Annotated in this window: 23 protein-coding genes; 10 read left to right on the top strand and 13 right to left on the bottom strand. The window is 74.5% G+C overall.

Annotated features, from left to right (window positions below):
• Positions 1–692: TrmH family RNA methyltransferase (locus ACPYOM_RS11440; RefSeq protein WP_481346030.1), on the bottom strand; the 692-nt coding region annotated here is incomplete at its 3' end.
• A gap of 327 nt (positions 693–1,019) precedes the next feature.
• Between ACPYOM_RS11440 and ACPYOM_RS11435 the strand changes: the two genes are divergently transcribed.
• Together ACPYOM_RS11435 and ACPYOM_RS11430 are read left to right on the top strand one after the other, a co-directional pair.
• Positions 1,020–1,724 (top strand): DedA family protein, encoded by a 705-nt coding sequence (locus tag ACPYOM_RS11435; RefSeq protein WP_481346029.1) that lies wholly within the window; start codon positions 1,020–1,022, stop codon positions 1,722–1,724.
• Between the two features lie 112 nt (positions 1,725–1,836).
• Positions 1,837–2,823, top strand: coding sequence for a TIGR03086 family metal-binding protein (locus tag ACPYOM_RS11430; RefSeq protein WP_481339667.1), 987 nt, complete (start codon positions 1,837–1,839; stop codon positions 2,821–2,823).
• A 100-nt stretch (positions 2,824–2,923) separates the two neighbouring features.
• Here the strand turns inward: ACPYOM_RS11430 and ACPYOM_RS11425 are convergent, their stop codons facing one another.
• Positions 2,924–3,667 carry a LemA family protein gene (locus ACPYOM_RS11425; RefSeq protein ID WP_481346028.1) on the bottom strand — a complete coding sequence of 248 codons (744 nt, stop codon included), beginning with the start codon at positions 3,665–3,667 and terminating at the stop codon, positions 2,924–2,926.
• A 206-nt stretch (positions 3,668–3,873) separates the two neighbouring features.
• Between ACPYOM_RS11425 and ACPYOM_RS11420 the strand changes: the two genes are divergently transcribed.
• Together ACPYOM_RS11420 and ACPYOM_RS11415 are read left to right on the top strand one after the other, a co-directional pair.
• Positions 3,874–4,179: a DUF1905 domain-containing protein gene (locus ACPYOM_RS11420; protein WP_481339661.1), complete on the top strand. Its 306-nt coding sequence runs from the start codon at positions 3,874–3,876 to the stop codon at positions 4,177–4,179.
• A complete protein-coding gene (locus tag ACPYOM_RS11415; protein ID WP_481346027.1) occupies positions 4,176–4,838 on the top strand; it encodes a hypothetical protein in 663 nt (220 codons plus the stop codon). The genes ACPYOM_RS11420 and ACPYOM_RS11415 overlap by 4 nt, the downstream gene beginning before the upstream one ends.
• Positions 4,839–4,874: 36 nt before the next feature.
• Here the strand turns inward: ACPYOM_RS11415 and pyrE are convergent, their stop codons facing one another.
• Positions 4,875–5,441, bottom strand: a complete 567-nt coding sequence (gene pyrE / locus ACPYOM_RS11410; RefSeq protein ID WP_481339657.1) for an orotate phosphoribosyltransferase — start codon at positions 5,439–5,441, stop codon at positions 4,875–4,877.
• A gap of 43 nt (positions 5,442–5,484) precedes the next feature.
• Positions 5,485–6,315 carry an SDR family NAD(P)-dependent oxidoreductase gene (locus ACPYOM_RS11405; RefSeq protein ID WP_481346026.1) on the bottom strand — a complete coding sequence of 277 codons (831 nt, stop codon included), beginning with the start codon at positions 6,313–6,315 and terminating at the stop codon, positions 5,485–5,487.
• 53 nt (positions 6,316–6,368) lie between these two features.
• Here ACPYOM_RS11405 and ACPYOM_RS11400 point away from each other — a divergent pair, with 53 nt between their 5' ends.
• Together ACPYOM_RS11400 and ACPYOM_RS11395 are read left to right on the top strand one after the other, a co-directional pair.
• Positions 6,369–7,214, top strand: coding sequence for an exodeoxyribonuclease III (locus tag ACPYOM_RS11400; protein ID WP_481346025.1), 846 nt, complete (start codon positions 6,369–6,371; stop codon positions 7,212–7,214).
• The gene (locus tag ACPYOM_RS11395; protein ID WP_481346024.1) at positions 7,211–8,101 is read left to right on the top strand and encodes an alpha/beta fold hydrolase; all 891 of its coding nucleotides are present in this window, start codon (positions 7,211–7,213) and stop codon (positions 8,099–8,101) included. Before ACPYOM_RS11400 ends, ACPYOM_RS11395 begins: the two co-directional genes overlap by 4 nt.
• An 83-nt stretch (positions 8,102–8,184) precedes the next feature.
• On the opposite strand, the gene ACPYOM_RS11390 is transcribed toward ACPYOM_RS11395, so the two are convergent.
• A complete protein-coding gene (locus ACPYOM_RS11390) occupies positions 8,185–9,990 on the bottom strand; it encodes an MFS transporter (RefSeq protein ID WP_481346023.1) in 1,806 nt (601 codons plus the stop codon).
• 20 nt (positions 9,991–10,010) lie between these two features.
• Positions 10,011–10,721: an LppX_LprAFG lipoprotein gene (locus ACPYOM_RS11385; RefSeq protein WP_481346021.1), complete on the bottom strand. Its 711-nt coding sequence runs from the start codon at positions 10,719–10,721 to the stop codon at positions 10,011–10,013.
• 128 nt (positions 10,722–10,849) lie between these two features.
• On the opposite strand from ACPYOM_RS11385, the gene ACPYOM_RS11380 reads away from it, so the two are divergent.
• Complete coding sequence (locus ACPYOM_RS11380) at positions 10,850–11,551, top strand: hypothetical protein (protein ID WP_481339643.1); 702 nt, start codon at positions 10,850–10,852, stop codon at positions 11,549–11,551.
• A gap of 17 nt (positions 11,552–11,568) precedes the next feature.
• Here the strand turns inward: ACPYOM_RS11380 and ACPYOM_RS11375 are convergent, their stop codons facing one another.
• Complete coding sequence (locus ACPYOM_RS11375) at positions 11,569–13,023, bottom strand: sensor histidine kinase (RefSeq protein WP_481346020.1); 1,455 nt, start codon at positions 13,021–13,023, stop codon at positions 11,569–11,571.
• Positions 13,020–13,670: a response regulator transcription factor gene (locus ACPYOM_RS11370; RefSeq protein WP_481339639.1), complete on the bottom strand. Its 651-nt coding sequence runs from the start codon at positions 13,668–13,670 to the stop codon at positions 13,020–13,022. The genes ACPYOM_RS11375 and ACPYOM_RS11370 overlap by 4 nt, the downstream gene beginning before the upstream one ends.
• Positions 13,671–13,775: 105 nt before the next feature.
• Between ACPYOM_RS11370 and ACPYOM_RS11365 the strand changes: the two genes are divergently transcribed.
• From ACPYOM_RS11365 to ACPYOM_RS11355, 3 genes are read left to right on the top strand one after another with little or no spacing between them, the layout of a single operon-like run.
• Complete coding sequence (locus tag ACPYOM_RS11365; protein ID WP_481346019.1) at positions 13,776–14,996, top strand: LolA family protein; 1,221 nt, start codon at positions 13,776–13,778, stop codon at positions 14,994–14,996.
• Entirely contained in the window at positions 14,993–15,955 is a 963-nt protein-coding gene (locus tag ACPYOM_RS11360) for an ABC transporter ATP-binding protein (RefSeq protein ID WP_481346018.1), read from the top strand. The genes ACPYOM_RS11365 and ACPYOM_RS11360 overlap by 4 nt, the downstream gene beginning before the upstream one ends.
• Entirely contained in the window at positions 15,948–16,850 is a 903-nt protein-coding gene (locus ACPYOM_RS11355) for an ABC transporter permease (RefSeq protein ID WP_481346017.1), read from the top strand. Before ACPYOM_RS11360 ends, ACPYOM_RS11355 begins: the two co-directional genes overlap by 8 nt.
• Here the strand turns inward: ACPYOM_RS11355 and clpB are convergent.
• The 5 genes from clpB to ACPYOM_RS11330 form a co-directional block, all read right to left on the bottom strand.
• Positions 16,840–19,425, bottom strand: coding sequence for an ATP-dependent chaperone ClpB (gene clpB / locus ACPYOM_RS11350; RefSeq protein ID WP_481346016.1), 2,586 nt, complete (start codon positions 19,423–19,425; stop codon positions 16,840–16,842). The two genes, ACPYOM_RS11355 and clpB, sit on opposite strands and share 11 nt — an antisense overlap.
• A 255-nt stretch (positions 19,426–19,680) precedes the next feature.
• A complete protein-coding gene (locus tag ACPYOM_RS11345; protein ID WP_481346015.1) occupies positions 19,681–22,890 on the bottom strand; it encodes an ATP-binding protein in 3,210 nt (1,069 codons plus the stop codon).
• Positions 22,891–22,985: 95 nt separating this feature from the next.
• The gene (locus tag ACPYOM_RS11340; protein ID WP_481339624.1) at positions 22,986–23,438 is read right to left on the bottom strand and encodes a heat shock protein transcriptional repressor HspR; all 453 of its coding nucleotides are present in this window, start codon (positions 23,436–23,438) and stop codon (positions 22,986–22,988) included.
• A gap of 39 nt (positions 23,439–23,477) precedes the next feature.
• Positions 23,478–24,509, bottom strand: coding sequence for a DnaJ C-terminal domain-containing protein (locus ACPYOM_RS11335; protein ID WP_481339622.1), 1,032 nt, complete (start codon positions 24,507–24,509; stop codon positions 23,478–23,480).
• Between the two features lie 101 nt (positions 24,510–24,610).
• On the bottom strand, positions 24,611–24,881 hold a 271-nt coding region (locus ACPYOM_RS11330; protein ID WP_481346014.1), incomplete at its 5' end, for a nucleotide exchange factor GrpE.

The raw sequence follows: 24,881 nt of genomic DNA, 5'->3' as shown, positions 1-24,881 counted from the left end.
CGGAGATGTGTATAAGAGACAGGGATCGGGGCGTCGGGGGTGGGGCGCTGGTCGAAGACGTGGCGGCGGACCCAGGCGTGCATCGCCACCGCGGCGGCGGCGCCGGCGTTGATCGACCGCGTCGAGCCGAACTGCTCGATGTGCAGAACCACGTCGCAGGCGGCCCGCATCGGTCCGGACAGTCCCGGCCCCTCCTGGCCAAAGACGAGGACGCAGCCGCGCGGTAGCTCGTAGGTCTCGATCGGCAGCGACCCGGGCAGGTTGTCCACGCCGACGAGGACGAGGCCCGCCTCGCGCGCCCACGTGGCAAGACCGGCGGCGTCGGGGTGGTGGTGCTCGTGCTGGTAGCGGTCGGTGACCATGGCACCCCGACGGTTCCAGCGTCGTCGCCCCACGATGTGGAACGCCTTGGCGCCCATGGCGTTCGCGGTGCGGATGACCGAACCGATGTTGAAGTCGTGGCCCCAGTTCTCGACGGCGACGTGGAAGTCGTGCCGCCTGGCGTCGAGGTCCGCGACGATCGCCTCGTGCCGCCAGTACCGGTACGCGTCGACGACGTTGCGGCGGTCACCGTGCGCGAGCAGCTCGGGGTCCCAGTGCTCCCCGACGGGCCACGTCCCCTCCCACGGACCGACGCCCACCGTCCCGGTGGCCTTGGCGGTCTCCGTGGCCTTGGCGGTCCCCGCGGGCACGGCGGTCTCCGCGGTCTCGGTGAGCACGGCGGTCTCCGCGGTCTCGGTGAGCGCAGCGGTTTCGGCGGGCTCGGCGGGCACGCGCCGAGTGTACGGGCGTCGGCGGCGCGGGCTCGACGGGAGAAGGCCGGTGCGGGCATCGTCGCGGGCCTCGCGGGCCGGCGACCAGCGCCGCGCCGGTCCTCCTCCCTCGCTCCCGAGCCCATGTTCACCCGCCCGTCGACGGGACCGGAACCCGGTGCCGCACTTCGATACCGCATCGAGACCGGAGCGCGGCACGGCCGACACCGGGAAGGACCTCGCGGCCACACCGCCTACCCTTGGCGCATGCACGCACTCGCCGCCGTCCCGGCACTCGGCCCCAAGTGGATGGACCCGACGTACCTGCTGGACCAGTACCAGGGTGCGTTCTTCGTCATCGCCCTCGTCATCGTCTTCATCGAGTGCGGCCTGCTCTTCCCGATCCTGCCCGGCGACTCGCTCCTGTTCGCCATCGGCCTGTTCATCGCGACGCAGAAGGTCGACCTCAACCTCTTCGTCGCGATGGCGGCCCTCACCGTCGCGGCGTTCCTCGGCAACGTCGCCGGCTACGAGATCGGCCGGGCCGTCGGACGTCCGCTCTACGGACGGCAGGGGCGGTTCATCAACACCGCGAACTTCGACAAGACCAACGCGTTCTTCGACAAGTACGGCAACCGCGCCCTCGTCCTCGGCCGGTTCGTCCCCATCGTGCGGACCTTCATCACCGTCGTGGCCGGCATCGGCCGGATGCACCGCCAGCGGTTCTTCGGCTGGAGCGCGATCGGCGCCGTGGCGTGGGTCGTCAGCGTGACCCTGCTCGGCTACTTCCTCGGCCAGGTCTTCCCGGACCTGACGAAGAACATCGAGTACGCCATCCTCCTCGTCGTCCTCGTGTCGGTCATCCCCATGGTCATCGAGGTCGTCAGGCACCGTCGCGAGGCCCGCGAGGTCGCTGCGGAGATCAGCGACGCGAGCGGCGAGGAGCGCCTCCGCGGCGAACCGCGCGCCTGAGCCGGTCAGCCGCCCCCACGTCCACGACGCGTCGGGGACGTTCCGGTGAAGCCGGGACACCGCGTCGCCGACCGGAGCACACTGGTCGGTGCAGGGGTGGACGGAGGCCGACGTGGACACCGAGACGACGGACCGGGCCGCACGCCCGGACGAGCCGCACGACCCGGCCGGGCCGGAACCGCCCGACCTGTGGACCCTCTACCGCGCCAGCGTCCGGGGGTGGACCGACCGGGTGGCCGAGCTGGCGGAGGACGACTGGGACCGACCGACGCCGTGCTCGGCGTGGACGGTGCGCGACCTCGTCAACCACGTGACCGGCGAGGACCTGTGGACCGTGCCGCTCATGGAGGGCGCGACCCTCGAGGAGGTCGGCGGCCGGTTCGACGGTGACGTCCTCGGCGCCGACGGTGCCGGGGCGTCGACCCGGGCGGCGCAGGAGGCGCTCTCGACGGTCGAGCGGACGCTGCCGAGCCACGGCACCGTCCACCTCTCGTACGGCACCGAGTCGATGGAGGAGTACGTCCGCCAGCTGCTCGCCGACCACGTCGTGCACGGCTGGGACCTCGCGGCCGCGACCGATGGCGACACCGGCCTCGACCCCTCGCTCGTCACCGCGGTGGCGTCGTGGTTCGACGACCGCGAGGAGCTGTACCGCTCCGTGGGGGCCGTCGCCGGCCGACGCGGCATGACCGGTGACGCCGGCGCGGACCTGCTGGCCCGGTTCGGCCGGGACGCCTCGTGGGGCGCGGCGCACGCCGCCTTCGCGGCGTTCGTGGCGGCGTTCGGCCGTGGGGACGTCGACGCGATCATGGCGCGGATGACGGACGACTGCGTCTTCGAGGCCACCGGGCCTGCGCCGGACGGGGTGCGGCACGAGGGCGCCGACGCGGTGCGCGCGGTCTGGGAGGACCTCTTCGCGGGCACGCGCGACCCCCGGTTCACCGAGGAGGAGTCGTTCGTCGCCGGGGACCGCGGGGTGCTGCGGTGGCGTTTCGACTGGGTGGAGGCCGACGGCTCGCCCGGTCACGTGCGCGGCGTCGACGTCGTGCGGCTGCGCGACGGCCTCGTCAGCGAGAAGCTGTCCTACGTCAAGGGCTGATGGCCCGGACGGCAGCCACGGCTGCCGGGGACGCGGCTCACGCGTCGGTCGGTCGGTCAGGCGTCGGTCCGGCGTCGCTCACGCGTCGGTCACGCGTCGGTCACGCGTCGGGTCGGGTGCGGTCGATGCTGGGGTCGGGCGCGCCGAGGTCGGCGGGCGCGTCGGCCTGCGGGAGGGCCGGACCCGGCTGGGTCGAGGGCCCACCGACCGCGCCCGGCTGCGTGGACCCGCCGACGGTGGCCGCGCCCGGGCCGGCCGGTGCCGACCCGAAGGTGCCGGGTGCCTGGTCGCCGAACGTGATGCTGGGGACGGCCGCCTCGCCGGCCGGTGTCTCGAAGTACTCGGCGCGCTTGACGCCGCCCATGCCCGCGACGATGTTCGAGGGGATGCTCTCGACCTTGGTGTTGAGGTCACGCACGAGGGCGTTGTAGTACCGGCGAGAAGAGGCGATGCGGTCCTCGGTGCTCGACAGCTCCTGCTGGAGCGAGAGGAAGTTCTGGTTCGCCTTGAGGTCGGGGTAGGCCTCCGCGACGGCGATGAGGCGCCCGAGCGCCTGGCTCAGCGCACCCTCGGCCTGGGCGGCCTGCGCCGGCGACGGCGAGCCGGACATCGCCGCCGTGCGGGCCCGCATGACCTCCTCGAGGGTGCCGCGCTCGTGAGCGGCGTAGCCCTTGACCGTCTCGACGAGGTTGGGGATGAGGTCGTGGCGACGCTTGAGCTCGACGTCGATCTGCCGCCAGCCCTCCTCGACGCGGTTGCGCAGGCGGATCAGGCCGTTGTAGCTGACGACACCCCAGACGACGAGGAGCACGACGAGCGCGAGCAGGATCCAGACGATGATCATGGGGTCTCCCCGTAGGCGTGTGCGTGGCGTCAGGGTTCAGCAGGGCTGCAGCAGGGTCCGAGTGGTGGCACCGATCCTAGACCGGCGGGTCCCGCCCGCCGGGGGCTGCGCGGCGACGCCCCTGCCCAGGGGACCGGCGCTCCGACGCCGTCCGACCCGGCCGGGCTCCCTCCGGCGCTGTCGGTGCGGCTTCGTACCGTTGTCCCATGGAGGACGTGCCGCTCGCCTTCGACTTCACCGCCGAGCTGTGGCGGTGGGACGCGCAGTCGGGCTGGTTCTTCGTCACCGTCCCGCCCGACGAGTCCGAGCTGGTCCGCGAGCGCCCACGTCCCCCGCGCGGGTTCGGGTCGGTGCGGGTGCGCGTCACGGTCGGCCGGTCCACGTGGGCCACGTCGGTGTTCCCCATCGCGTCCCGCGGCGGGTACGTGCTGCCGATGAAGCAGGCGGTCCGCCGGGCCGAGGGGCTCGACGAGGGCGACCCGGCCGACATCCACCTCGAGGTGCTGGGGTGAGCGAGGTCGGGGGCGGGCCGACGCCCGGTCCGGCCGCCAACCGCGTGACGCCGCTCGGTGACGTCGTCGCCGTCCCGGGTCGCGGGGCGTGGATGGGCAACCGGGGGCGGCTGCACGAGGGCACGGGCACGAGGCACGTGCGCAGGCACCACGTCGGCCGGGCCTGGATCACGTGCGTCCTGGCCTTCCGCGACCGGCGCGTCGACCAGTGGCACCCGGGCCACTACACCCCGCTGTTCTTCCTCGACGAGGCCGTGGCGCTCGCGGCCGGGCACCGACCGTGTGCCGAGTGCCGGCGCGCCGACTACGTGCGGTTCCGCGACCTCGTGGCCGAGGCGCTGGGGGTCGGGCGGCTCGCCGCGCCGGAGCTGGACCGCCTGCTCCACGAGGAGCGCTGGGACTCCCGCCACCGCACCCGGCGGATGCACGCCGCCGCCTGGGCCGACCTGCCCGACGGCGCGTTCGTCATGCTCGACACCGGCCCGGCCCGCGTCGCCGGACCCACGGTCGTCCCGTGGCTGGCGACCAACACCTACGGTGACCCGGTCCCGCGCCCGGCGCGCGGTACCGCCGTCGTCCTCACGCCGCCCTCGAGCCTCGACGCGCTGCGGCGCGGGTACCCCGTCCAGGTCGGGGCGCCCGCGCCACCCGACGCGTGAGGCGTCAGTCCACCGCGATCTCGCCGGACCTACGGCTCAGGCGAGTCCGAGGTCCTCGAGGGTGTAGACGAAGCGGTACTCGACACCGGCCTCGTCGGTGATGCGCTCGCCGGCGCCGGTGGCGCGGTCGGCGATCGTGGCCACCGCCACGGGGTTGCCGCCGTCCTCGCGGACGGCCTTGACTGCCTCGAGCGGGGAGGCACCGGTCGTCGTCGTGTCCTCGACGACGAGCACGTCGCGGCCCTTGACCGACGGGCCCTCGATGCGCTGCTGGAGGCCGTGGGCCTTACCCGCCTTGCGCACGACGAAGGCGTCGAGCCGCTCCCCCGCGCTCGCGGCGGCGTGGAGCATCGAGGTGGCGACCGGGTCGGCGCCGAGCGTCAGGCCACCGACCGCGTCGAACGAGAGGTCCTTGACGAGGTCGCGCATGACGATGCCGACGAGGGGCGCTGCCTCGCCGTCGAGCGAGATGCGGCGCAGGTCGACGTAGTAGTCGGCCTCCTTGCCCGAGGACAGCGTGACGCGTCCGTGGACGATGGCCTTGTCCTTGATGATCTCGAGGAGGCGGGCGCGGGCGGTGGCGGTGTCGGGCGTCTCGGTCACGCCCCCGATGGTAGGGGTCCTCGCGACGGCCCGGCGTCGGGGTTCAGTCGCCGCGACGGCTCGGCAGCCGGGTGCTGCGCAGCCGGCCGCGCACGAGCGGGCGCGGCAGGACGCGCAGCAGCGTCGAGACCGCCTTGTACTGCAGGCCCGGCACCGACACGACACGGCCGTGGGCGACGTCCTCGAGGCAGTCGGCGACGAGTCGGTGCGGGTCGAGCCACAGGAAGCGGGGACCCGGGCTGGAGATCCCGGCCCGCTGCTGGAACTCGGTGCTCGTGAACCCGGGGCAGAGTGCCGTTGCGGTGACCCCCGTGCCGGCGAGGTCGCCGGCGAGACCCTCGGTGAACACCGTGACCCACGACTTGGCCGCGGAGTACGTGCCCGAGGCGAGCCACCCGGCCACCGACGACACGTTGACCACCGCACCGTGGCCGCGCTCGACCATCGCCCGGGCGCCCGCGTGCGACAGGACGAGGACGGCCCGGGTCAGCACGTCGAACATCCGCTCCTCGTCGGCGAGGTCGTTGCGCAGGAACCGCCCACGCAGCCCGTAGCCCGCGTTGTTGACGAGGAGGTCGACCGGCCGCGCCGGGTCCGAGAGCCGGTCGGCCACGCGCTGGAGCGCCTCCCGGTCGGACAGGTCGGCGGTGAGCACCTCGACGTCCGACCCGGTGCGGCGCAGCGCCGCCGCGAGCTCCTCGAGCCGGGCGGTGTCGCGCGCGACGAGGACGAGGTCGTGCCCGCGCCCGGCCAGCTGCACCGCGAACTCGCGGCCGATGCCGGCGCTCGCGCCCGTGACGAGGGCGGTCGGGCGCCTCCGGTGCGAGGCGTCGGGAGGGCCGGGGGCTGCCTCGGCAGGGGTGGGCTCGCTCATGCGGCACACCCTAGGCAGCACGCGGGCCCCTTGTCCCTCTAGGGTGTCCGACCATGCGAGTCGCCACGTGGAACGTCAACTCGATCCGATCCCGCATCGACCGGGTCGAGGCGTGGCTGGACCGCACCCGCGTCGACGTGCTCGCGATCCAGGAGACGAAGGCGCGTGAGGACCAGTTCCCGTTCGAGCGCTTCGCGGCGCGTGGCTACGAGGTGGCGCACCACGGGCTCAACCAGTGGAACGGCGTCGCGGTCGTCTCCCGGGTCGGCCTCGAGGACGTCACGGTCGGTTTCGACGGCATGCCCGGCTGGGGCGAGCCCGTGGCGCCGGAGGCCCGCGCCATCGGGGCGACGTGCGGTGGGGTCCGCGTCTGGTCGCTGTACATCCCGAACGGGCGCTCGCTCGCCGACCCGCACCTGACGTACAAGCTCGACTGGCTCGCGGCCCTGGCGCGCGCGGGGCGAGGATGGCTGGCCGCCGACCCGGACGCGCAGATCGCCCTGCTCGGCGACTGGAACATCGCGCCGACGGACGCCGACGTGTGGAGCGTCGAGTACTACGCCCACCGGACCCACACGTCGCCGGGTGAGCGGGCGGCCTTCCAGGGTGTCGTCGACGCGGGGTTCACCGACGTCGTCCGCCCGCACACCTCCGAGCCCGGCACCTTCACGTACTGGGACTACACGCAGCTGCGGTTCCCCAAGCGGCAGGGCATGCGCATCGACTTCGCGCTGTGCTCACCCGGCCTCGCCCGCCGCGTCGTCGGTGCCGCCATCGACCGGGAGGAGCGCAAGGGCAAGGGCGCGTCCGACCACGCCCCCGTCGTCTTCGAGGTGGCCGACGACGGTGTGGCGGGTCCCGCGGCCGACGCGTCGGACGCGACGGGTACGCAGGCGTGAGGCGCCACGACCGCCGCGGCATCGTCACCCCCGACGGCGCCGTCCTGTCCGTCCACACCCATGCCGACCCGGACCTCCCCCCGGACGCACCGACGGTGGTGCTGACGCACGGCTGGGCCGTCAACCACAAGAGCTGGCTGCCGGTCGTCGAGGCGCTCGGCGACACCCCGGTGCGCATCGTGCTGTGGGACCAGCGCGGGCACGGTCGCTCGACGATCGGACTGCGACGGGCCGAGCTCGCGTCCCTGTCCGTGGAGCACACCGCACGCGACCTCGATGTCGTGCTGCGAGCGGTCGTGCCACCGCCGTCACCCGTCGTGCTCGCCGGCCACTCGATGGGCGGCATGACCGTCATGGCGCTCGCCGGGCAGCGCCCGGACCTCTTCGGCCGGCGGGTGCGTGCCGCGCTCCTCGTCGCCACGGCGTCCGCGGGCGTCGCCCTCGGCGAACGGCCCGGCGAGGCTGCCGTCATGCGGCTCGCCGCCCGCGGGGTCCCGTTGCCGCCGGGTGCCGCCGGGCGCATCCGGGCCCGGGTCGGCGGCCTCTTCGGTGAGGGTGCCGACCCGGTGGCCGTCGAGACCGCCCGGGCCCACGTCGCCGCCATGAAGCCGGCGATGTTCGCAGCCTTCTACGGTGCGCTGCTCACGGCCGACCAGCGGGGCGGCCTGCTCGGCCTCGAGCGCATCCGGGTCGGCATCGTCGCCGGTCGCCTCGACCCGCTCGTGCCGGTCGCGCGGGTCCACGCGCTGCGCGTCACCCTGCCTCACGCGACGTTCACCGAGCTGCCCGGGGCGGGCCACATGCTGCCGTGGGAGGCGAGCGACGTCCTCGCCGACGAGGTGCGCGACCTGCTGGCCGAGGTGCGCGCCCGTCCTGCCTCCGCCTGACCGCGGTACCGTCCGTACGCCCCCGGACCCCTGCGGCAGACCCGGGCCGACCTGGAGGCCCGGAGGCTCGGCGCCTCGCGCCGTCAGAGCCCGACCGGCCGCGGGTCGGCCGCCGTGGCGGACCGGGCACGCGCGCGTGGCGTGCCGAGCGTCGTCGCGACGACCGCCGCGCACCCGGCGGCCACGGCCCCGCCGAGGAATACCGTCTGTACCTGGACGACGCCGGCCGCGAGCAGGGCGTCGGTGTCGAGCGGGTCGGGCAGGTGGCGCACCGCCTCGTAGTAGCGGGCCAGCCCGATCGAGGTGAGCAGGGCAAGCCCCACGACCATGCCGACCATCCGGGCAACGACGACGAGCGAGCCGGCGACGCCGTGCGCGTCGGGTGGTGCGTCGGCGAGCGCGGCGTCGTTGACGGGCGCGAGGGCCAGGCCGACGCCGAGCCCGACGAGCACGAGCACGAGGGTCGTCGGGAGGGTCTCGACGACCGACTCCAGGGTCCAGCGGGACATGAGGACCATCCCCAGGGCCGCGAGCGCGAGGCCGGACGCCGCGACGGCGCCGTCGCCGAGGCGGCGCAGCGACCGGCCGCCGAGGAGCGCGCCGACCGGGACCGCGAGGAGGAAGCGGACGAGGACGAGTGCCGCACCCGTCTCGTCGTACTCGTCGGTGAGGCGGGCCAGCAGCGGGACGTCGACGACGACGGCGACGAGCGCGGCCCCGACGAGGAGACTGACGACGTAGGCGCGCAGGCCACGCGGGCCGAGGACGCCGCGTGGCACCAGCGGGTCGGGGGCCACGCGGTGCCACACCGCGAGGAGCACCAGGGCGAGCGCGCCGACGGGCAGGAGGCGGTAGCCGAGCGGGCCGACGACCTCCTTCTCCGGGTCGGACGATGCGAAGGTGAGCACGAGGCTGCCGAGCGCCACCGCGACGAGCCCCGCCCCGAGGAGGTCGGCCCGACGCAGCACGGGCCACCACCGCGGGGCGGTCACCAGAGCGGTGACCACGAGCAGCCCGAGCCCGGTGACGCCGACGGGCGTCAGCACCTTCGACGTGCCGGCGAACGGCACGAAGGGCAGGCCCAGCCGCACGTCCGTGACGAGTGGCTCCGGCGCCGCGAGCGCCAGCCACACCGTGGCGAGGCCGAGGACGGCGGTGACCGCCGCGACGCCGGTGGCGACGCGGCGGCCCGTTCGAGAGGGCGCCCGCACACTGCCCCGGGAGCCTCCCGCGCTCCCCGCGCTCCCCGCGCTCCCCGCGCTCCTCGCGCTCCTCGCGCTCCTCGCGCGACCGACCAGCCGGAGCACGAGGTGCAGCAGCAGCCCCGCGACGACGTTGGCCCAGAAGATCGCCCGCCAGCCCTGCCAGGTGAGGATGACGGCACCGACCACCGGCCCGAGGACCGAGCCGAGCTCCTGCACCGCCCCGACGACCCCGAGCGGGGTGCCGCGTCGGTCCGCGGGCCAGAGGTCCGCCACGAGCGCCAGCGTGGCCGGCACGAGGCCGCCGCCGCCGACCCCCTGCAGGACCCGTCCGGTCACGAGCACCGGCATCTCGGTCGCGAGCGCCGTGACGGCCGAGCCGACGACGAAGACGACGAGGCAGCCGAGCAGGATGCGGCGCCGGTCCAGCAGGTCGGACAGTCGTCCGATGAGCGGGAGCACCGCGACGTAGCCCAGGAGGAACCCGGAGATGATCGGCGTGGCCCGTTGGAGGGCGTCGATGCCGATGCCGACACCGGCCATCATGTCGGTCAGCGCGAGCACGACGACGTACGTGTCGGCCGCCGCCAGCGCCACGGCCGTCGACGCCACGGCGAGGAGCCCGAGCCGGTGGCGGGGCGGTGCGCCGACCGGGCCCCGCGCCTCACGGATCGGCTGATGCGTCACGGGCAGGTCACCGTCGACCGTCAGGGCCTGGTGATGGTGACGGGCTGGCCGTACCTGTCGAGCGCCAGCGTGTACGTCGAGCTCGTCCCGGCTCCGAAGAAGGCTCCGGTGAGGCCGACGGTCCGCAGCTGCTGTCCGTCGGTCAGGCCGTAGGACACCTCGTAGCTGCCGGAGCGGTCGCCGATGAGGAACAGGTCGACGACCGACGCGCCGGGCAGCGTGCCGGTGATCGTCGTCAGCACCTCGGCGCCCCGACGTACCTGCGTGCCGACGCGCGGCGTCTGCGTCTTCGTCAGCAGCGTCGTCAGGCCGTGGTCGGGCGAGAAGAGGGTGGCGGGGTCGGGCAGGCCGAACGCCCTGGGGTCGATCTTGTTGGTGCCGGGCACGAGCGGCAGCTTGGCGTAGACCTCGCCACCGACCGACGTGATCTCGGCGTCGGCCTGGATGCCCCTGAGCGCCACCTTGAAGGTGCCCTTGAACGCCGGTGGGTGGGTGCCCCATCCGTCGGCGGACACGATGCCGCTCGAGCCGTCGGGCAGCCCCGAGCTCGTCAGGGCCAGGTGCACCGACGTCGCGGCGTCGACCTGGCTCTTGGCGGCGGCCAGGCGCTGGGCCGGCGTCAGCGACGTCTGCGCGGGTCCGGGGCCCGGGCTCCCGCTCGAGCACGAGGCGGCCGTGACGACGCAGAGGCCGGACAGCACGGCGGCGGCGATCCTTCGGGTGGCGCGCATGCGCGTCAGGCTAACGGGTGCCGGTGGTGGGGCCCGGCGCCACGGCGCCGCGGGCGAATGCGGGTATGGCTAGGGTCGATGGACCTCGACGGCGGGACCTTCCCGACGTCCGGATGAAGGAGCACACCATGGCCCTCCTCGGAGTCGTCCTCCTCCTGCTCGGCATCGGTGCCGGCGCCACAGCGGTGGTCGCCGCCCGATCCACCGCCTCGACCCTGACCGTCACGGCCCTGGGCTTCTCCCGCAACGCCACGGCCCTCGAGCTCGTCCTCTACGGCGCGATCGCCGTCCTGCTCTTCGCGCTCGGCTGTGCGCTGCTCGCCGCGGCGGCCCGGCGCCGGACGCGGGCGCGTCGTGCGGAGCGCGACGCGTCCCGGGTCGCCGAGCTGGAGGACCGGGCGGTGGCCGACCGGCTCGAGCACGAGCGCCGCTTCGAGGAGGCCGGGCTCCGCGAGGAGGACCTGCGCCGCCGCGAGAGCGAGCTGGCCGCTCGGCACGAGGGCCTCGACACCCGTGAGGCCGAGCTCGAGAGTCGTGAGGCGGAGCTGCGTGAGAGGCAGGTGCCCTCGCGGGCCGACGTCGTCATGGGCCGAGCGGACGGGAGCGTGGCCGAGGGCACCGCACGCTGGTCCGACGAGGCCGGGACCGACACCGGGACCGACGCCGCAACCGGGACGGGAGCCGAGGTCGCGCCCGGACCGGTCGACCGGCGGGTGGACGAGCGGCCCGGCGACCGGACAGCGGAACGCACGGACGACCGCCACGACGAGTCGACGGGGACCGGCGACTCCACGGTCGAGCTGCCCGCCGACCGCGGCACCCGCGCCTGAGGGAGAACGGCCGCTCCTCAGCCTCCGGGGGTGGGGGCCGAGCCCGCCGGCAGGGTGACGACGGCGCGGACGCCCGGGCCGGCGTCCTCGAGCCGCACGTCGCCGCCCCAACGGCGCACGAGGGCCCGGGTGATGGCCAGGCCCAGCCCGGTGCCTCCGCTGTCGCGGTCGCGGGCCTCGTCGAGCCGGGTGAACCGGTCGAAGACCCGCTCGCGGTCGGCCTCGGCGATGCCGTGCCCGTCGTCGGCGACGACGACCTCGACGCGGTGGCCCACCGCGGACGCGTCGAGGACGACGGCGGTCCTGGCATGGCGGACGGCGTTGTCGAGGAGGTTGGTCAGGGCTCGGGTGAGGTCCTCGGCGGCGACCCGCGCGTCGACCCGCCGAGCCGCGAGGCCGGGCGCCGTCCGCACCGGTACCCGGGCGGACGCGTACCGCGCTGCGAGCGCGGACGCCAGCGCGGCCACGTCGACGGTCGTCGCGGTCGCCGTGGCCGAGGTCCCGGCGTCGTCCGCGCGGGCCAGCAGGAGCAGGTCGTCGACGAGGGTCCCGAGCCGCTCGACGTCGGGCAGGACCTCGGCCGGCAGCCGCCCGCCCTCCCCGAGCCGCTGGGCCACCTCGAGCTGCGTCCGCATGCTCGCGAGCGGGCTGCGCAGCTCGTGGGCGGCGTCGGCGACGAAGGCCCGCTGCTTGCGTCGGGCGGTGGCGATCCGGTCGAGCATCGCGTTGAGCGTCGTCGCGAGCGCGCTGACCTCGTCGTCGGTCGGCGGGACGGGCAGCCGTTCCCGTTCCGAGGACGCGTCGTCGACGCGTTCGGCGCCGCGCCGCAGCGCCTCGACGGGCGCGAGCGCCGCGCCGATGACGCGCCAGGCGATGGCCGCGAGCGCCGCCAGCAGGAGCGGGAAGATCGCGAGAAGCAGCCAGCGGACGGTCCGGGCACTCTGCTCGATGTCGGCCGTCGGCGCGGCCGCGACGACCGTGTAGGCGCGGCCCCGGCCGTCCTGGGGACCTGCTGCGACGGCCGCGACCTGCAGCTGCCCCGAGAGGCCGGAGCGGCTGCCCGGGACGACGACGGCCGCACCGGCGAGGGCCTCCCGTCGCTCGTCGTCGGTGACGAGCGGGGTCAGCCGGTCGGCGGTGACGGAGCCGCTGACGACGCGACCCTGGGCGTCGAGCACCTGGAGCACCTGCGCTCCCGACACCGGGACGGGGTCGGGGACGCGTCCGGCGTCGACGAGCAGCGCCACCTGTTCGGCGCTCGAGCGGGCGGCCGACTCGACCGAGCGGGACAGCGACCCGGTGAGCACGACGTAGAGCAGGACGCCGCCGATGACGAGCGCGCCGGCCACCCCGACGAGCCCGACGAGCATGAGACGTCCGCGCAGCCCCACCCGCGCGAACCGGGTCGAGGGCCCAGTCGAGGGCCCGGTCGAGGGCCCGGTCGAGAGGCGGGGGCTGCCCGTCGTGCTCACCGGGCCATCCGGTACCCGGCGCCGCGGACCGTCTCGATCCGCGACCGGCCGAGCTTGCGCCGGAGGTACCCGACGTAGACCTCGACGACGTTGGGGTCATCGAGCCCGCCCCACACGCGGTCGAGCAGCTCGTCCTTGGGCACGACGGCGCTGTCGGCCCGCATGAGGTGCTCGAGGAGGAGGAACTCGCGCGGCGCCAGGGCCACGTCGGCGCCGTCCACCTCGACGCGTCGGGTGGCCGGGTCGAGCGTCACGCCGGCGCGGCGCAGGAGGACCGGACGCGGTGCGGGGTCGCGGCGCAGCAGGGCCCGGAGCCGGGCGACGAGGACGACGAACGAGAAGGGCTTGGTCAGGTAGTCGTCGGCGCCGTAGTCGAGCCCGTCGGCCTCGTCGTACTCGCCGTCCTTGGCAGTGAGCAGCAGGACCGGGACCCAGTTCTCCTCCTCGCGCAGGGTCCGCACGACGGTGTAGCCGGACATCCCGGGCAGCATGATGTCGAGGACGACGACGTCGTAGCCGCCGAACCGGGCCGCCTCCAGGCCGGCGAGGCCGTCGGCGACGTGGTCGACGACGAAGCCCTCGGCACCGAGCCCGCGCACCAGCGCGGCGGCCATCCGCGCCTCGTCCTCCACCAGCAGCACCCGCACACCGTCACCATGTCACGCCCCACCTGCCGTGCGCCGTCGAGCGGGCCGATGCCGCACCACCGCGCTCTCAGTCGGCTCTCAGTCCGGGCGGCGCACGATGGGTCCATGAGCATCTTCACCGACCACCCGGCCGCGCGCTGGGGCCTGCCCGCCGCCGCCGTCGGCGTCATCGGCGTCGCGGCGCTGACGATCAACCAGACGGCCTCCGCCGACGCGGGCCTGCCGCCGCGCACGCCGCAGCAGCTGCTCGCCGACGTGCGGTCCGCCGACGTCTCGAGCCTGTCGGGAACCGTCGTGCAGACGTCCGACTTCGGTCTGCCCCAGCTGCCGGGCCTCACAGGAGGCGGTCCGGTGGGTGGCGGAGCCGGCGGGGCGGCCGGCAGCTCGCTCGCCTCGGTCCTGTCGGGCACGCACACGTGGCGCATCTGGGTCGACGGCCCGACGCGTCAGCGCCTCGCCCTCGTCGGTACGAGCGGCGAGTCGGACGTCATCCGCAACGGGCGCGACCTCTGGCTGTGGTCGACCACCGACAAGACGGCTGTCCACCACACCCTCGGCGCCGGTGACCAGCGCCCGGCCCTGCCGCACCCGACGGCGAGCCTGCCGGCCGGCGTCCCGAGAACCCCGGACGAGGCCGCGTCGACGGCGCTCGCGGTCATGGGCAGGGACACGACGGTGACGACGTCCGGCACCGCGTCGGTCGCCGGTCGCTCCGCCTACGAGCTCGTCCTCACCCCGAAGGACCGGGCGACCCGCATCGCGTCGGTGCGCATCGCCATCGACGCGGAGAAGCACGTGCCGCTCCGGGTGCAGGTGTACTCGACGAAGCTGTCCAACCCCGCCTTCGAGGTCGGCTTCACCGCCGTCGACTTCTCGAGACCGGAGGCCCGGCAGTTTTCGTTCACCCCGCCCGCCGGCACGACCGTCACGCAGTCCGACGCGGTCGCCCCGAAGGGCATCGCGGGGACGAACCCGGCGCTGTCGAAGGAGCGAGCCGCCGCTGCTGCCAAGGCAGCCGGCGCCATGCGCGTCGTCGGCTCGGGGTGGAGCACCGTCGTCGTCACGAGGATGCCCGCCGAGCCGGGCACCGGCTCAGGGACCGGCTCGGGCACCGGCTCGGGCACCGGCTCGGGGACCGGCTCAGGGGCCGGCACCGCGGCGCAGCTGCAGACCCTCCTCAAGGCGCTGCCGGCCGTCTCGGGCACCTGGGGCTCGGGTCACGTCCTCGAGGGCACCCTCTTCTCGGCCGTCGTGACCGACGACGGCCGGGTGGCCCTCGGGGCGGTGGCGCCGGACACCCTCTATGCCGCCCTGGCCTCGAAGTGACCGACGCCCGGGACGGCTCGCTCGTGGCCGGTGACCTCGCGATCGCCAGCCGCGGCCTGACCAAACGGTTCCGGGGCGCGGCGGCGGTCGACGGCATCGACCTCGCCGTGCCCCGCGCCTCCGTCTACGGGTTCCTCGGGCCCAACGGGTCGGGCAAGACGACGACCATCCGGATGCTGCTCGGACTCGTCCGCCCGACGTCGGGGACGAGCACCCTTCTGGGACAGCCGATTCCGCGGGCGGCTCAGGAGGTCCTCCCCCGGGTCGGCGCCCTCGTCGAGGGTCCGGCCTTCCACCCCTACCTGTCGGGCCGGGCCAACCTGCGCCGCCTCGACGCCGCCGACCTCACGGCCGACCCCCGCAGTGCCGGCTCCCGCGTCGATGCCGCCCTCGACCGGGTCGGCCTGCTCGCCGCGGCCGGCAAGCGGTACCGCGCGTACTCGCTCGGGATGCGCCAGCGCCTCGCCATCGCCGCGGCCCTCCTCGTCCCGCGCGAGCTGCTCGTCCTCGACGAGCCGACCAACGGCCTCGACCCGCAGGGCACCCGGGAGGTGCGCCACCTCGTCGCGTCGCTCGCCTCGGACGGCACGACGGTGTTCGTGTCGAGCCACCTGCTCTCCGAGGTCGAGCAGATGTGCACGCACCTCGGGGTCATGAGCGAGGGCCGGCTCGTCGCCCAGGGCTCGACGTCGCAGGTCCGGGGTGGCGCGGCCCCGGTCGCCCGCGTCCTGACCGACCAGGCGGACGAGGCCGCGCGGATCCTGGCCGAGCTGGGCGTCCGCTCCGTCGAGCCGGTCGCCGGCGGGGTGCGCGGCGTCCCCGACGGCGTGGCGCCGGAGAAGATCGTCGCCGCCCTCGTGCAGGGTGGCGTCGGGGTCCGCGAGTTCACCGTCACGAGCCCCAGTCTCGAGGATTTGTTCGTCGCGCTGACCGGGGAGGGTTTCGATGTCAGTGGCTGAGTCCGCCCCGTCGCCGGGGCCTGCCGCCCCGAGCCCGGCACCGGCCGCGCCGGCCGCCTCGCGGCGACCCCGCCCGGCGACGCGGTTGTCCCCGCGGCTGCTGTGGTCCGAGCTCGGGCTCATCGGCGGCCGCCGTCGCAACCAGATGGGCCTGCTCGTCCTCGCGGCCGTGCCGGTCCTCATGGCCGTCGCGGTGCGGATCTCCACACCGCGTGCCGGTCGCGGGCCGGACTTCCTGTCCTCGATCACCTCGAACGGGCTCTTCGTCCCGCTCGCCGCACTCGGCGTCGAGATGGGGCTGTTCCTGCCGCTCGCCATCGCCATGCTCTCGGGCGACTCCGTGGCCGGCGAGGCGAACCTCGGCACGCTGCGCTACCTGCTCACCGTCCCGGTGGGCCGCACCCGCCTGCTGGCCGTCAAGTACGCCTCGCTCGTCATCGGCGCCCTGTGGGGCGTGGCCGTCGTCACGGTCGCGGGCGCGCTCGTCGGGATCGCCCTGTTCGGCACCGGGCCGATGACGACCCTGTCGGGCACGCAGCTGCCGTTCTGGGCCGCGGTGTGGCGCGTCGTCCTCGTCGGGCTCTACGTCGCGGCAGGGCTGGCCGCCCTCGGCGCCGTCGGGCTCTTCATCTCGACCCTGACCGAGCAGCCGCTGGCCGCCACCGTCGCGCTCATGATCTTCACGATCCTGTCCTGGATCGCCGACTCGGTGCCGCAGATCTCGTGGCTGCACCCGTGGCTGCTCGTCGACCAGTGGGGCGCCTTCGGTGACCTGCTGCGCGACCCGCCGTTCTGGGACAACATCGCCCGTGGCCTCTGGGTCGACCTCGGCTACGCCGTCGTTTTCTGGCTCCTGGCGTGGGCCCGGTTCTCCGGCAAGGACATCACGAGCTGACGTGGGCCGTGAGCTCGCCGAGGACGAGCTCGTTCCCGGCCGGGTCCACGTCGACGGTGACCGTCTGGCCGTCGCGGACGTCGCCGGCCAGCAGGCTCCGGGCGAGCCGGTCGCCGATCTCGCGCTGGACGAGCCGACGCAGCGGACGCGCACCGTAGGCGGGGTCGTACCCGCGCTCGGCCAGCCAGCGCCGGGCGGCCTCGGTGACCTCGAGCGAGATCCGGCGGTCCGAGAGCCGCGCCGCGAAGGCACGCACCTGCAGGTCGACGATGTGGGCCAGGTCGTCCTGCGAGAGCGCGTCGAAGACGACGACCTCGTCGAGCCGGTTGAGGAACTCGGGCTTGAACGCCGTGCGCACGACCGCCATGACCTCGTTGCGCTTCTCCTCGGGCGACAGGATCGGGTCGACGAGGTACTGCGAGCCGAGGTTGCTCGTCAGGACGAGGATGACGTTGCGGAAGTCGACCGTGCGGCCCTGGCCGTCGGTGAGGCGGCCGTCGTCGAGCACCTGCAGCAGGATGTCGAACGTCTCCGGGTGGGCCTTCTCGACCTCGTCGAGGAGCACGACCGAGTACGGACGCCGCCGCACGGCCTCGGTGAGCTGACCGCCCTCCTCGTAGCCGACGTAGCCGGGGGGCGCGCCGATGAGCCGGGCCACCGCGTGCCGCTCGGAGTACTCCGACATGTCGATGCGCACCATGGCGCGCTCGTCGTCGAAGAGGAAGTCGGCCAGGCTCTTGGCCAGCTCGGTCTTGCCGACGCCGGTGGGGCCGAGGAAGAGGAAGGAGCCGGTCGGGCGGTCGGGGTCCGAGACGCCCGCGCGCGTGCGGCGGACCGCGTCGGACACCGCACGCACGGCTTCGGCCTGCCCGATGAGGCGGGCACCGATGTGCTGCTCCATGTGCAGCAGCTTCTCCGACTCGCCCTCGAGCAGGCGCCCGGCGGGGATGCCGGTCCAGGCCGAGATGACGTCGGCGATGTCGTCGGCGCCGACCTCCTCCTTGACCATCGGGGCCTCGTCGGACGTCGTCGCCGTGGCCTCGCGCTCCTGGGCTGCGGCGAGCTCCTTCTCCAGCGTCGGGATGTCGCCGTAGAGGATCTTCGAGGCGCCGCCGAGGTCACCCTCGCGCTGGAGCCGGTCGGCCTGGGTGCGCAGGTCGTCGATGCGGGCCTTGAGGTCGCCCACCGCGTTGAGCCCGGACTTCTCGGCCTCCCACCTCGCGTTGAGGGCGGCCAGCTCCTCGGTGCGGTCGGCGAGGTCCTGGCGCAGCCGCTCGAGGCGGTCGCGCGAGGCCGGGTCGGTCTCCTGCTCGAGGGCGAACTCCTCCATCTTGAGCCGGTCGACGGCGCGCCGCAGCTCGTCGATCTCGACGGGGCTGCTGTCGATCTCCATGCGCAGCCGCGAGGCGGCCTCGTCGATGAGGTCGATGGCCTTGTCGGGCAGCTGCCGGCCGCTGATGTAGCGGTCGGACAGCGACGCCGCGGCGACGAGCGCGGAGTCGGCGATGGTCACCTTGTGGTGCGCCTCGTAGCGCTCCTTGAGGCCGCGGAGGATCGCGATGGTGTCCTCGACCGAGGGCTCGCCGACGAAGACCTGCTGGAAGCGCCGCTCGAGCGCGGCGTCCTTCTCGATGTGCTGGCGGTACTCGTCGAGGGTCGTCGCGCCGACGAGACGCAGCTCGCCGCGGGCGAGCATCGGCTTGAGCATGTTGCCGGCGTCCATGGCGCCCTCGCCGCCGGCACCCGCGCCGACGACGGTGTGGATCTCGTCGATGAAGGTGACGATCTGCCCGTCGCTGCCCTTGATCTCCTCGAGGACGGCCTTGAGGCGCTCCTCGAACTCGCCGCGGTACTTCGCGCCGGCCAGCATCGCGCCGAGGTCGAGGCTGTAGAGGGTCTTGTCGCGCAGGCTCTCGGGCACGTCCCCCTCGACGATGCGCTGGGCCAGGCCCTCGACGACGGCGGTCTTGCCGACGCCCGGCTCGCCGATGAGGACGGGGTTGTTCTTCGTGCGGCGCGAGAGCACCTGCACGACGCGGCGGATCTCGGCGTCGCGGCCGATGACGGGGTCGAGCCTGCCGTCGCGGGCCAGGGCCGTCAGGTCGGTGCCGTACCTCGCCAGGGCCTCGAAGGTGCCCTCGGGGTTCTCGGTGGTGACCGCTCGGCCGCCGCGCAGCTCGGGGATGGCCTTCTCGATGGCGTCGGCGTCGAGGCCGAACTGGCCGGTGCGCGCGACGGCGAGCAGGAGGTGGTCGGTGGAGACGTAGGTGTCGCCCATCGCCGTCATGTACTGCTGCGCCTGCTTGACGACGCGGCCCGCGGTGGGCGACAGCTGCGGCTGCTGGGTACCTCCGCTCACCTGCGGCATCGCGGCCATGGCCTTCTCGGCGGCCGTGGTGGCCGCGGCGACGGACGAGCCCCCGGCCGTGAGCAGCGCGGGGGTCGTGGTGCCGGACTGTGCTGCCAACGCGAGCAGCAGGTGCGCCGGCTCGATGTTCGGGTGGTGCTTGCCGGTCGCGGTGGTCGCGGCCTGGGCGAAGGCCTCCTGAGCCTTGTTGGTCAGCTGAAGGTCCATGCGTTCTCCTGTGACGAAGCGGGACGAGCGGGACGAGCGGGGGGTGAGGATGGACGACCGGGATACGACTGGTAGCCGTCCACCCGGGACAACGGTCCCGCAGTTGAGTGTATTCCGCTCAACTTCGTGCGTGTGTGACAGACCGAGAGGATGCCCCTGTCGGGTCGGGGCGGCCGTGCGGGCCGGCGCCGGACCAGCAGCCGTCGTCGGCGGGGAGCGCGGTCGGGCTCCACGGGCCGAGTCTACGGTCGGTGGTCAGGCCTCGCCGGGGTCCAGCCCCGTCTCGACGACGCGCTGGGCCAGCTCGCGCAGCTTGATGTTGCGGTTGAGCGAGTGCTGCCGCAGCGTCTCGAACCCCTGCACCGCCGTGATCCGGTGGCGCTCGATGAGGACGCCGACGGCGTGGCCGATGACGCGATGGCTCTCGATGGCCTGGCGCAGCTGCGCCTCCTTGGTCTCGCGGTCCTGCCGGGCCGCGACCCGGTCGACGGCGTGGGCGAAGAGCTGGGCGACGAGGTCGCCGGCGATCTCCTCGTCGGCCGAGACGATGCGGGGTGCGCGCAGCCGGACCCACACGCGGACCGGCGACTCCGGGCCGTCGGGCTCGAAGAGGATGCCCGGGGCGACGCCGGCCCGGGCGTCGTACCCACCGGGCAGCCGGCCGGTGGTGAGGACCGAGCGGGTCAACGGGTGCAGGTCGGCGACCGGCGTCGGGCCCTGCGGCTTGAAGTACAGCCGCTCCGCCTCCGAACCGCCTGCCACCTGGACGGTCGCGATGCCGTCGAACAGGACGCTGAAGCCGGCGATCGCGGCCGAGACCACCTGCTCGAGCTCCTGGGCCGAGCGCAGCTCGGCGGCCAGCGCGGCCGCACGCGCGCGGCGCTGCTCGCCCTCGTGCTGCAGCGTCGTGTCGCGCACGACGTTGACGACGAGCGTCGGGTGCATCCCGCTGGCGGGGATGACCGAGGACGTGGTCGAGACCCAGGCCCGGCTGCCGTCGCGGCGGGCGAGGGGGAAGGTCTCCTCGACCGGCTCGCTGGAGGCCAGGATGCGCGCGATGCGCTCGGTCGTGGTGCCCGGCCCCTCGATGCTCCACGGGTAGGGCGGCGCGATCGGGCCGTCCTCGAGGCTCCAGCCGTAGGAGCGGGTGAACGCCTCGTTGAGCGACACGACCCGACCGTCGGGCTCGAACACCGACAGCGGCTCGTGCAGCGAGGCGACGACGGCGCGCCGCCAGGCGGCGTCACGTGCGCGTTCGTGGGCCCGGGCGAGGTTGGCCGACAGGCGCGCCCGCAGGTGCCGCATCTCGAACGGCTTGGCGACGTAGTCGTCGGCGCCGCGACCGAGGCCGGTGACGCTGGCCTCGTCACCGGCCCGAGCGGTGAGCATGACGACGGGAACGTCGGCCAGGGTGTCGTCCTCGCGCACCGCCCGGAGCAGCTCGAGGCCGTCGAGGCGCGGCATCATGACGTCGGCGAGGACGAGGTCCGGCCGGCGGGACCTGGCCGTCGCCAGCGCCTCGACGCCGTCCCTGGCCGCCACGACCTCGTAGTCGTCCGCGAGTGCCTCGCTCAGGTAGGCGCGCATGTCGGCGTTGTCCTCGGCGAGCAGCAGGAGCGGGCGCCCACCCGGCTGCCGGGCGGGTCCCGACCCGGACGCGGTTCCGGCGTCGGGGCGCGCCGGCCGGCGGGCGCCGGGGCCGGGGCCGGGGTCGGCGTCGTCCGCGGTGTCGACGCCGTCCGGGGCCGACGCCACGGCGTCGGCGCCGGCGTCCCAGCCGTGCGCCTCGGCCAGGAAGGACTCGACGGTGCGCGGCGTGATCGAGGGGCTCGCCGGCGGGGAGCCCGCGGGCGGCCGACCCCAGGGGAGGTAGACGCCGAAGGTGCTGCCCATGCCCTCGACCGAGTCGACCCAGGCGTCGCCGCCGTGCAGCTCAGCGAGCTGGCGCACGAGGAACAGGCCGATGCCGGCGCCCTCGCGCGACCGGATGCCGTCGGTGCGGGGCAGCTGCCGGAACCGCTCGAAGACGGTGGCGAGGTCGTCGGTCGGGATGCCGATGCCGGAGTCGGTGACCAGCACCTCGAAGCCCTCGGGAAGCTCGTGCAGGGTGACCTGCACGCCGCCGGCGGGCGTGTACTTCAACGCGTTGGACAGCAGGTTGAGCACGATGCGCTCGACCATGTCCCGGTCGACCCACGCAGACCGGCCGAGGTCGGGGATGTCGGTCGTGAAGGTCAGGCCCACGCGGTGCACGGCCGGACGGAAGCTCGCGGCCAGCCCCCGGACGAGCTCGGCGACGTCGGTCTCGACGCGGTGCGGCTCGACCCGCCCGGCGTCCATGCGGGTCAGGTCGAGCAGCTGGTCGACGAGGACCTTCAGCCGGTCGGTGTTGCGCTCGACGAGCTCGAGGTGGGAGCGCACCGCCGCCGGCAGACCGGGCTCGCCGAGCGCGTCCTCGACCGGCCCGGCGATGAGCGTCAGCGGCGTGCGCAGCTCGTGGCTGATGTTGGCGAAGAAGGCGGTCTTGGCGGTGTCGAGCTCGGCGAGCGCCTCGACGCGGTGCCGCCCGGCGTCGAGACGGCGCATGCCCGCGAGCGCGGCGGCGACGTGCGACGCGCACAGCTCGACGTAGGCCTGCAGCTGCTCGTCCCACGGCCGCCGGAGGTTGGCGGTGACGACGAGCGAGGCGCTGGCCCGCCTCCGGCCGGGCTCGACGACCGGCACGACGTGGACGCCCGGGTCCGGCGCGCTCGTGCCGTCTACCGGGCCCTCGATGAGCCCGACCGACGCGTGGTCCTCGACGTTCCCACGCATGATCTCGAGCGCGAGACGCTCGACGTCCTCGGCGGTGGCCGCACCGGCGAGGGCCGCCCCCAGCCGTGACACGACCGAGGCGCGGCGCTCGGCCAGCACCTTGCCGGTGGTCTCGGTGGCGATGTCGAGGACGCCGGCCACCTCGCCGTCCGGTCCGGTGACGACGCTGTAGGACCACGTGAAGTAGGCCTCCTCGAGGAAGCCGTTCCGGTCGACGACGAGCAGCTGGTCCTCGTCCCAGGAGGGGACGCGGGTGCGCGCCACCTCGGCCAGCCGCGGCGCGATCTGGTCCCACACCTCCGGCCACACGTCCCGCACCGGCAGGCCGAGCGCGGCGGGGTGCTTCGCCTCACCGAGCAGCACCCGGTAGGCGTCGTTGTAGACCATGAGCAGCTCGGGACCCCAGCACACGAGCATGGGGAAGCGCTGTGCGAGCGCGGTGTCCACGACCGCGACGAGCTCGGCCGGCCAGTCGTCCACGGGACCGAGGCCGGTGGCCGCCCAGTCGGTGGTGGCCATGAGGCGGCCGATCTCGGTGTCCGGCAGGGCGAGCCGGTGGCTGCGCCCGGGTGCCGCGAGGGTGGCGGACCGGTCGAGCCCGCCGTCCGGCGTCATCGGGGCGTGCGGCTGGGACAACAGGAAGACCTCCACGTGGGCAGGGTGCAGTGCGCGCCCACATGGCTGGAGGCCCGGTCATCCTCGCACCTGCGCGGTGCGTTGCCAAACGACGTGCGCGAGGCGGCTGGTCAGCGCTCCGGGCGCCAGACGACCAGGGCCTGCGACGCGGGGGTGCGCGGCGGGCGCTGGCCCGGCCGCAGCGGGACGGCGTCCCCGCGCGGCCCGACGGCGAAGAAGCGCGCGCTCGCATGGAGCGCGGCCTGGGTCTGCTCGAGCTCGGCGGCGAGCTCCTCGACCCGCGACCGCAGCGCCGTGACGTGGTTCTCGAGGTCGAGGATGCGCTGGATGCCCGCGAGCGACACGCCCTCCTGCGACAGCCGCTGCACCTCACGGAGCAGCTCGACGTCGCGGGTGCTGTAGCGCCGCCCGCCCCCGCGGGTGCGCGACGGCGTGACGAGGCCGAGGCGGTCGTACTGGCGCAGCGTCTGCGCGTGCATGCCGGCCAGCTCGGCGGCGACGGAGATGACGAAGACGGGCGCGTCGTCGTCGTGCCCGGCGGGGCGCGCGCTCCTGCGTGACATCGTCGGCACTCCCTTCCTCGTTCTCGTCGCCGGCCGGCCTCAGGCCCGCGCTCGGCGGAACAGGTCGGCCCTCGGGTCGTGGCCGTCCTCGGCCGCGGCCATGGTCTCGATCGCCGCGCGAGCCTCGTCGGTCAGGCGCTGCGGCACGACGACCTGGACCTTCGCGAGCAGGTCGCCGGTGTGCTCGCCGCGGCGGACGCCACGGCCCTTGACGCGCAGGACCCGGCCGCTCGGCGTGCCGGGCGCGATGCGCACCTTGACCTGCCCACCGTCGAGGGTCGGCACGGGGACCGTGGCCCCGAGCGCCGCCTCGGCGAAGGTGACGGGCAGGTCGACGGTGAGGTCGTCGCCGTCGCGGCCGAAGACCGGGTGCTTGTCGACGGAGACGGCGAGGATGAGGTCGCCCGCAGGCCCGCCGGCCTCGCCCTGGCGCCCCTTGCCCCGGAGGCGGATCTTCTGGCCGTCCTTGACGCCCGGAGGGATCCGCGCCGTGATGCGGCCGAGGTCGGGCGAGGAGAGCGTCACCGTGGAGCCCTCCACCGCGTCGCGGAAGCCGATCGTCGTCGAGGCCTGGACGTCGGCGCCCGGCCGCGGACCGGCCGTCGCACCGTACCCGCCGTACTGCTGGCCGAAGCCGCCGGCACCACCCGGACCCGCGCCACCGAACATCTGGCCGAGGATGTCCTCGAGGTTCGGCTGGCCGGCGCCCGCACCCCCGCCGCCGAAGCGGACACGGGTGCCGCCGGGGCCGGCCGCACCGCCGAACGCCGAGAAGATGTCCTCGAAGCCGGCGCCCCCGCCGCCGGGACCGCCCGCGGTGAAGCGAGCACCCCCGTGCGACATGGCGCGGATGGCGTCGTACTCGCGGCGCTGCTCGGGGTCGGACAGGACGGCGTACGCCTCCCCGATCTCCTTGAAGCGCTCCTCGGCGCGGGTGTCGCCGACGTTGTGGTCCGGGTGCAGGTCGCGGGCCAGCTTGCGGTAGGCCTTCTTGACCGCGGCCGCGTCGGCGTCCTGGGGCACGCCGAGGATCGCGTAGAAGTCCTTCTCGAACCAGTCCTGGCTAGCCATGGCGCACCTGCCTCTCCTCCTGCGGCTGCTCGGTGGGACCTGCGGTCCTCACATCATCACGGATGCCGGCCGACGCGTGGGGCCTCGGCGCGGTGTGGCGCTCACGCGGGGTCGGCAACCGACACCCGCGCCGCGCGGACGACCCGGTCCCCGATGCGGTAGCCGGGCTGGAGCACCTGCACGACGGTCGTGCCCGACGCGCCGTCGGGCAGCTCGGCCTCGACGTGCATGAGCGCCTCGTGCACCGTCGGGTCGAACTCCTGGCCGGCCTCGCCGAGGCGCTCGACGCCGTACCGACCGAGGACCGCCTCGAGCTTGTCGGCGATGGCCGCGAACGGGCCGCTGGCGAGGTCGCCGGCCTGCCGCGCCATG

Source organism: Monashia sp. HAY1-2A (assembly GCF_056755315.1).
The sequence above is the reverse complement of the archived record's forward strand: the minus strand, read 5'-3'. Positions and strand labels throughout refer to the sequence as shown.

What these genes read in the sequence shown, in the direction of transcription:
- ACPYOM_RS11405 (WP_481346026.1), bottom strand. Translation starts at nt 6,315, where the DNA reads ATGAGCGAGCCCACCCCTGCCGAGGCAGCCCCCGGCCCTCCCGACGCC.
- ACPYOM_RS11420 (WP_481339661.1), top strand. Translation starts at nt 3,874, where the DNA reads ATGGAGGACGTGCCGCTCGCCTTCGACTTCACCGCCGAGCTGTGGCGG.
- ACPYOM_RS11335 (WP_481339622.1), bottom strand. Translation starts at nt 24,509, where the DNA reads ATGGCTAGCCAGGACTGGTTCGAGAAGGACTTCTACGCGATCCTCGGC.
- ACPYOM_RS11425 (WP_481346028.1), bottom strand. Translation starts at nt 3,667, where the DNA reads ATGATCATCGTCTGGATCCTGCTCGCGCTCGTCGTGCTCCTCGTCGTC.
- ACPYOM_RS11400 (WP_481346025.1), top strand. Translation starts at nt 6,369, where the DNA reads ATGCGAGTCGCCACGTGGAACGTCAACTCGATCCGATCCCGCATCGAC.
- ACPYOM_RS11385 (WP_481346021.1), bottom strand. Translation starts at nt 10,721, where the DNA reads ATGCGCGCCACCCGAAGGATCGCCGCCGCCGTGCTGTCCGGCCTCTGC.
- clpB (WP_481346016.1), bottom strand. Translation starts at nt 19,425, where the DNA reads ATGGACCTTCAGCTGACCAACAAGGCTCAGGAGGCCTTCGCCCAGGCC.
- ACPYOM_RS11380 (WP_481339643.1), top strand. Translation starts at nt 10,850, where the DNA reads ATGGCCCTCCTCGGAGTCGTCCTCCTCCTGCTCGGCATCGGTGCCGGC.
- ACPYOM_RS11435 (WP_481346029.1), top strand. Translation starts at nt 1,020, where the DNA reads ATGCACGCACTCGCCGCCGTCCCGGCACTCGGCCCCAAGTGGATGGAC.
- ACPYOM_RS11340 (WP_481339624.1), bottom strand. Translation starts at nt 23,438, where the DNA reads ATGTCACGCAGGAGCGCGCGCCCCGCCGGGCACGACGACGACGCGCCC.
- ACPYOM_RS11365 (WP_481346019.1), top strand. Translation starts at nt 13,776, where the DNA reads ATGAGCATCTTCACCGACCACCCGGCCGCGCGCTGGGGCCTGCCCGCC.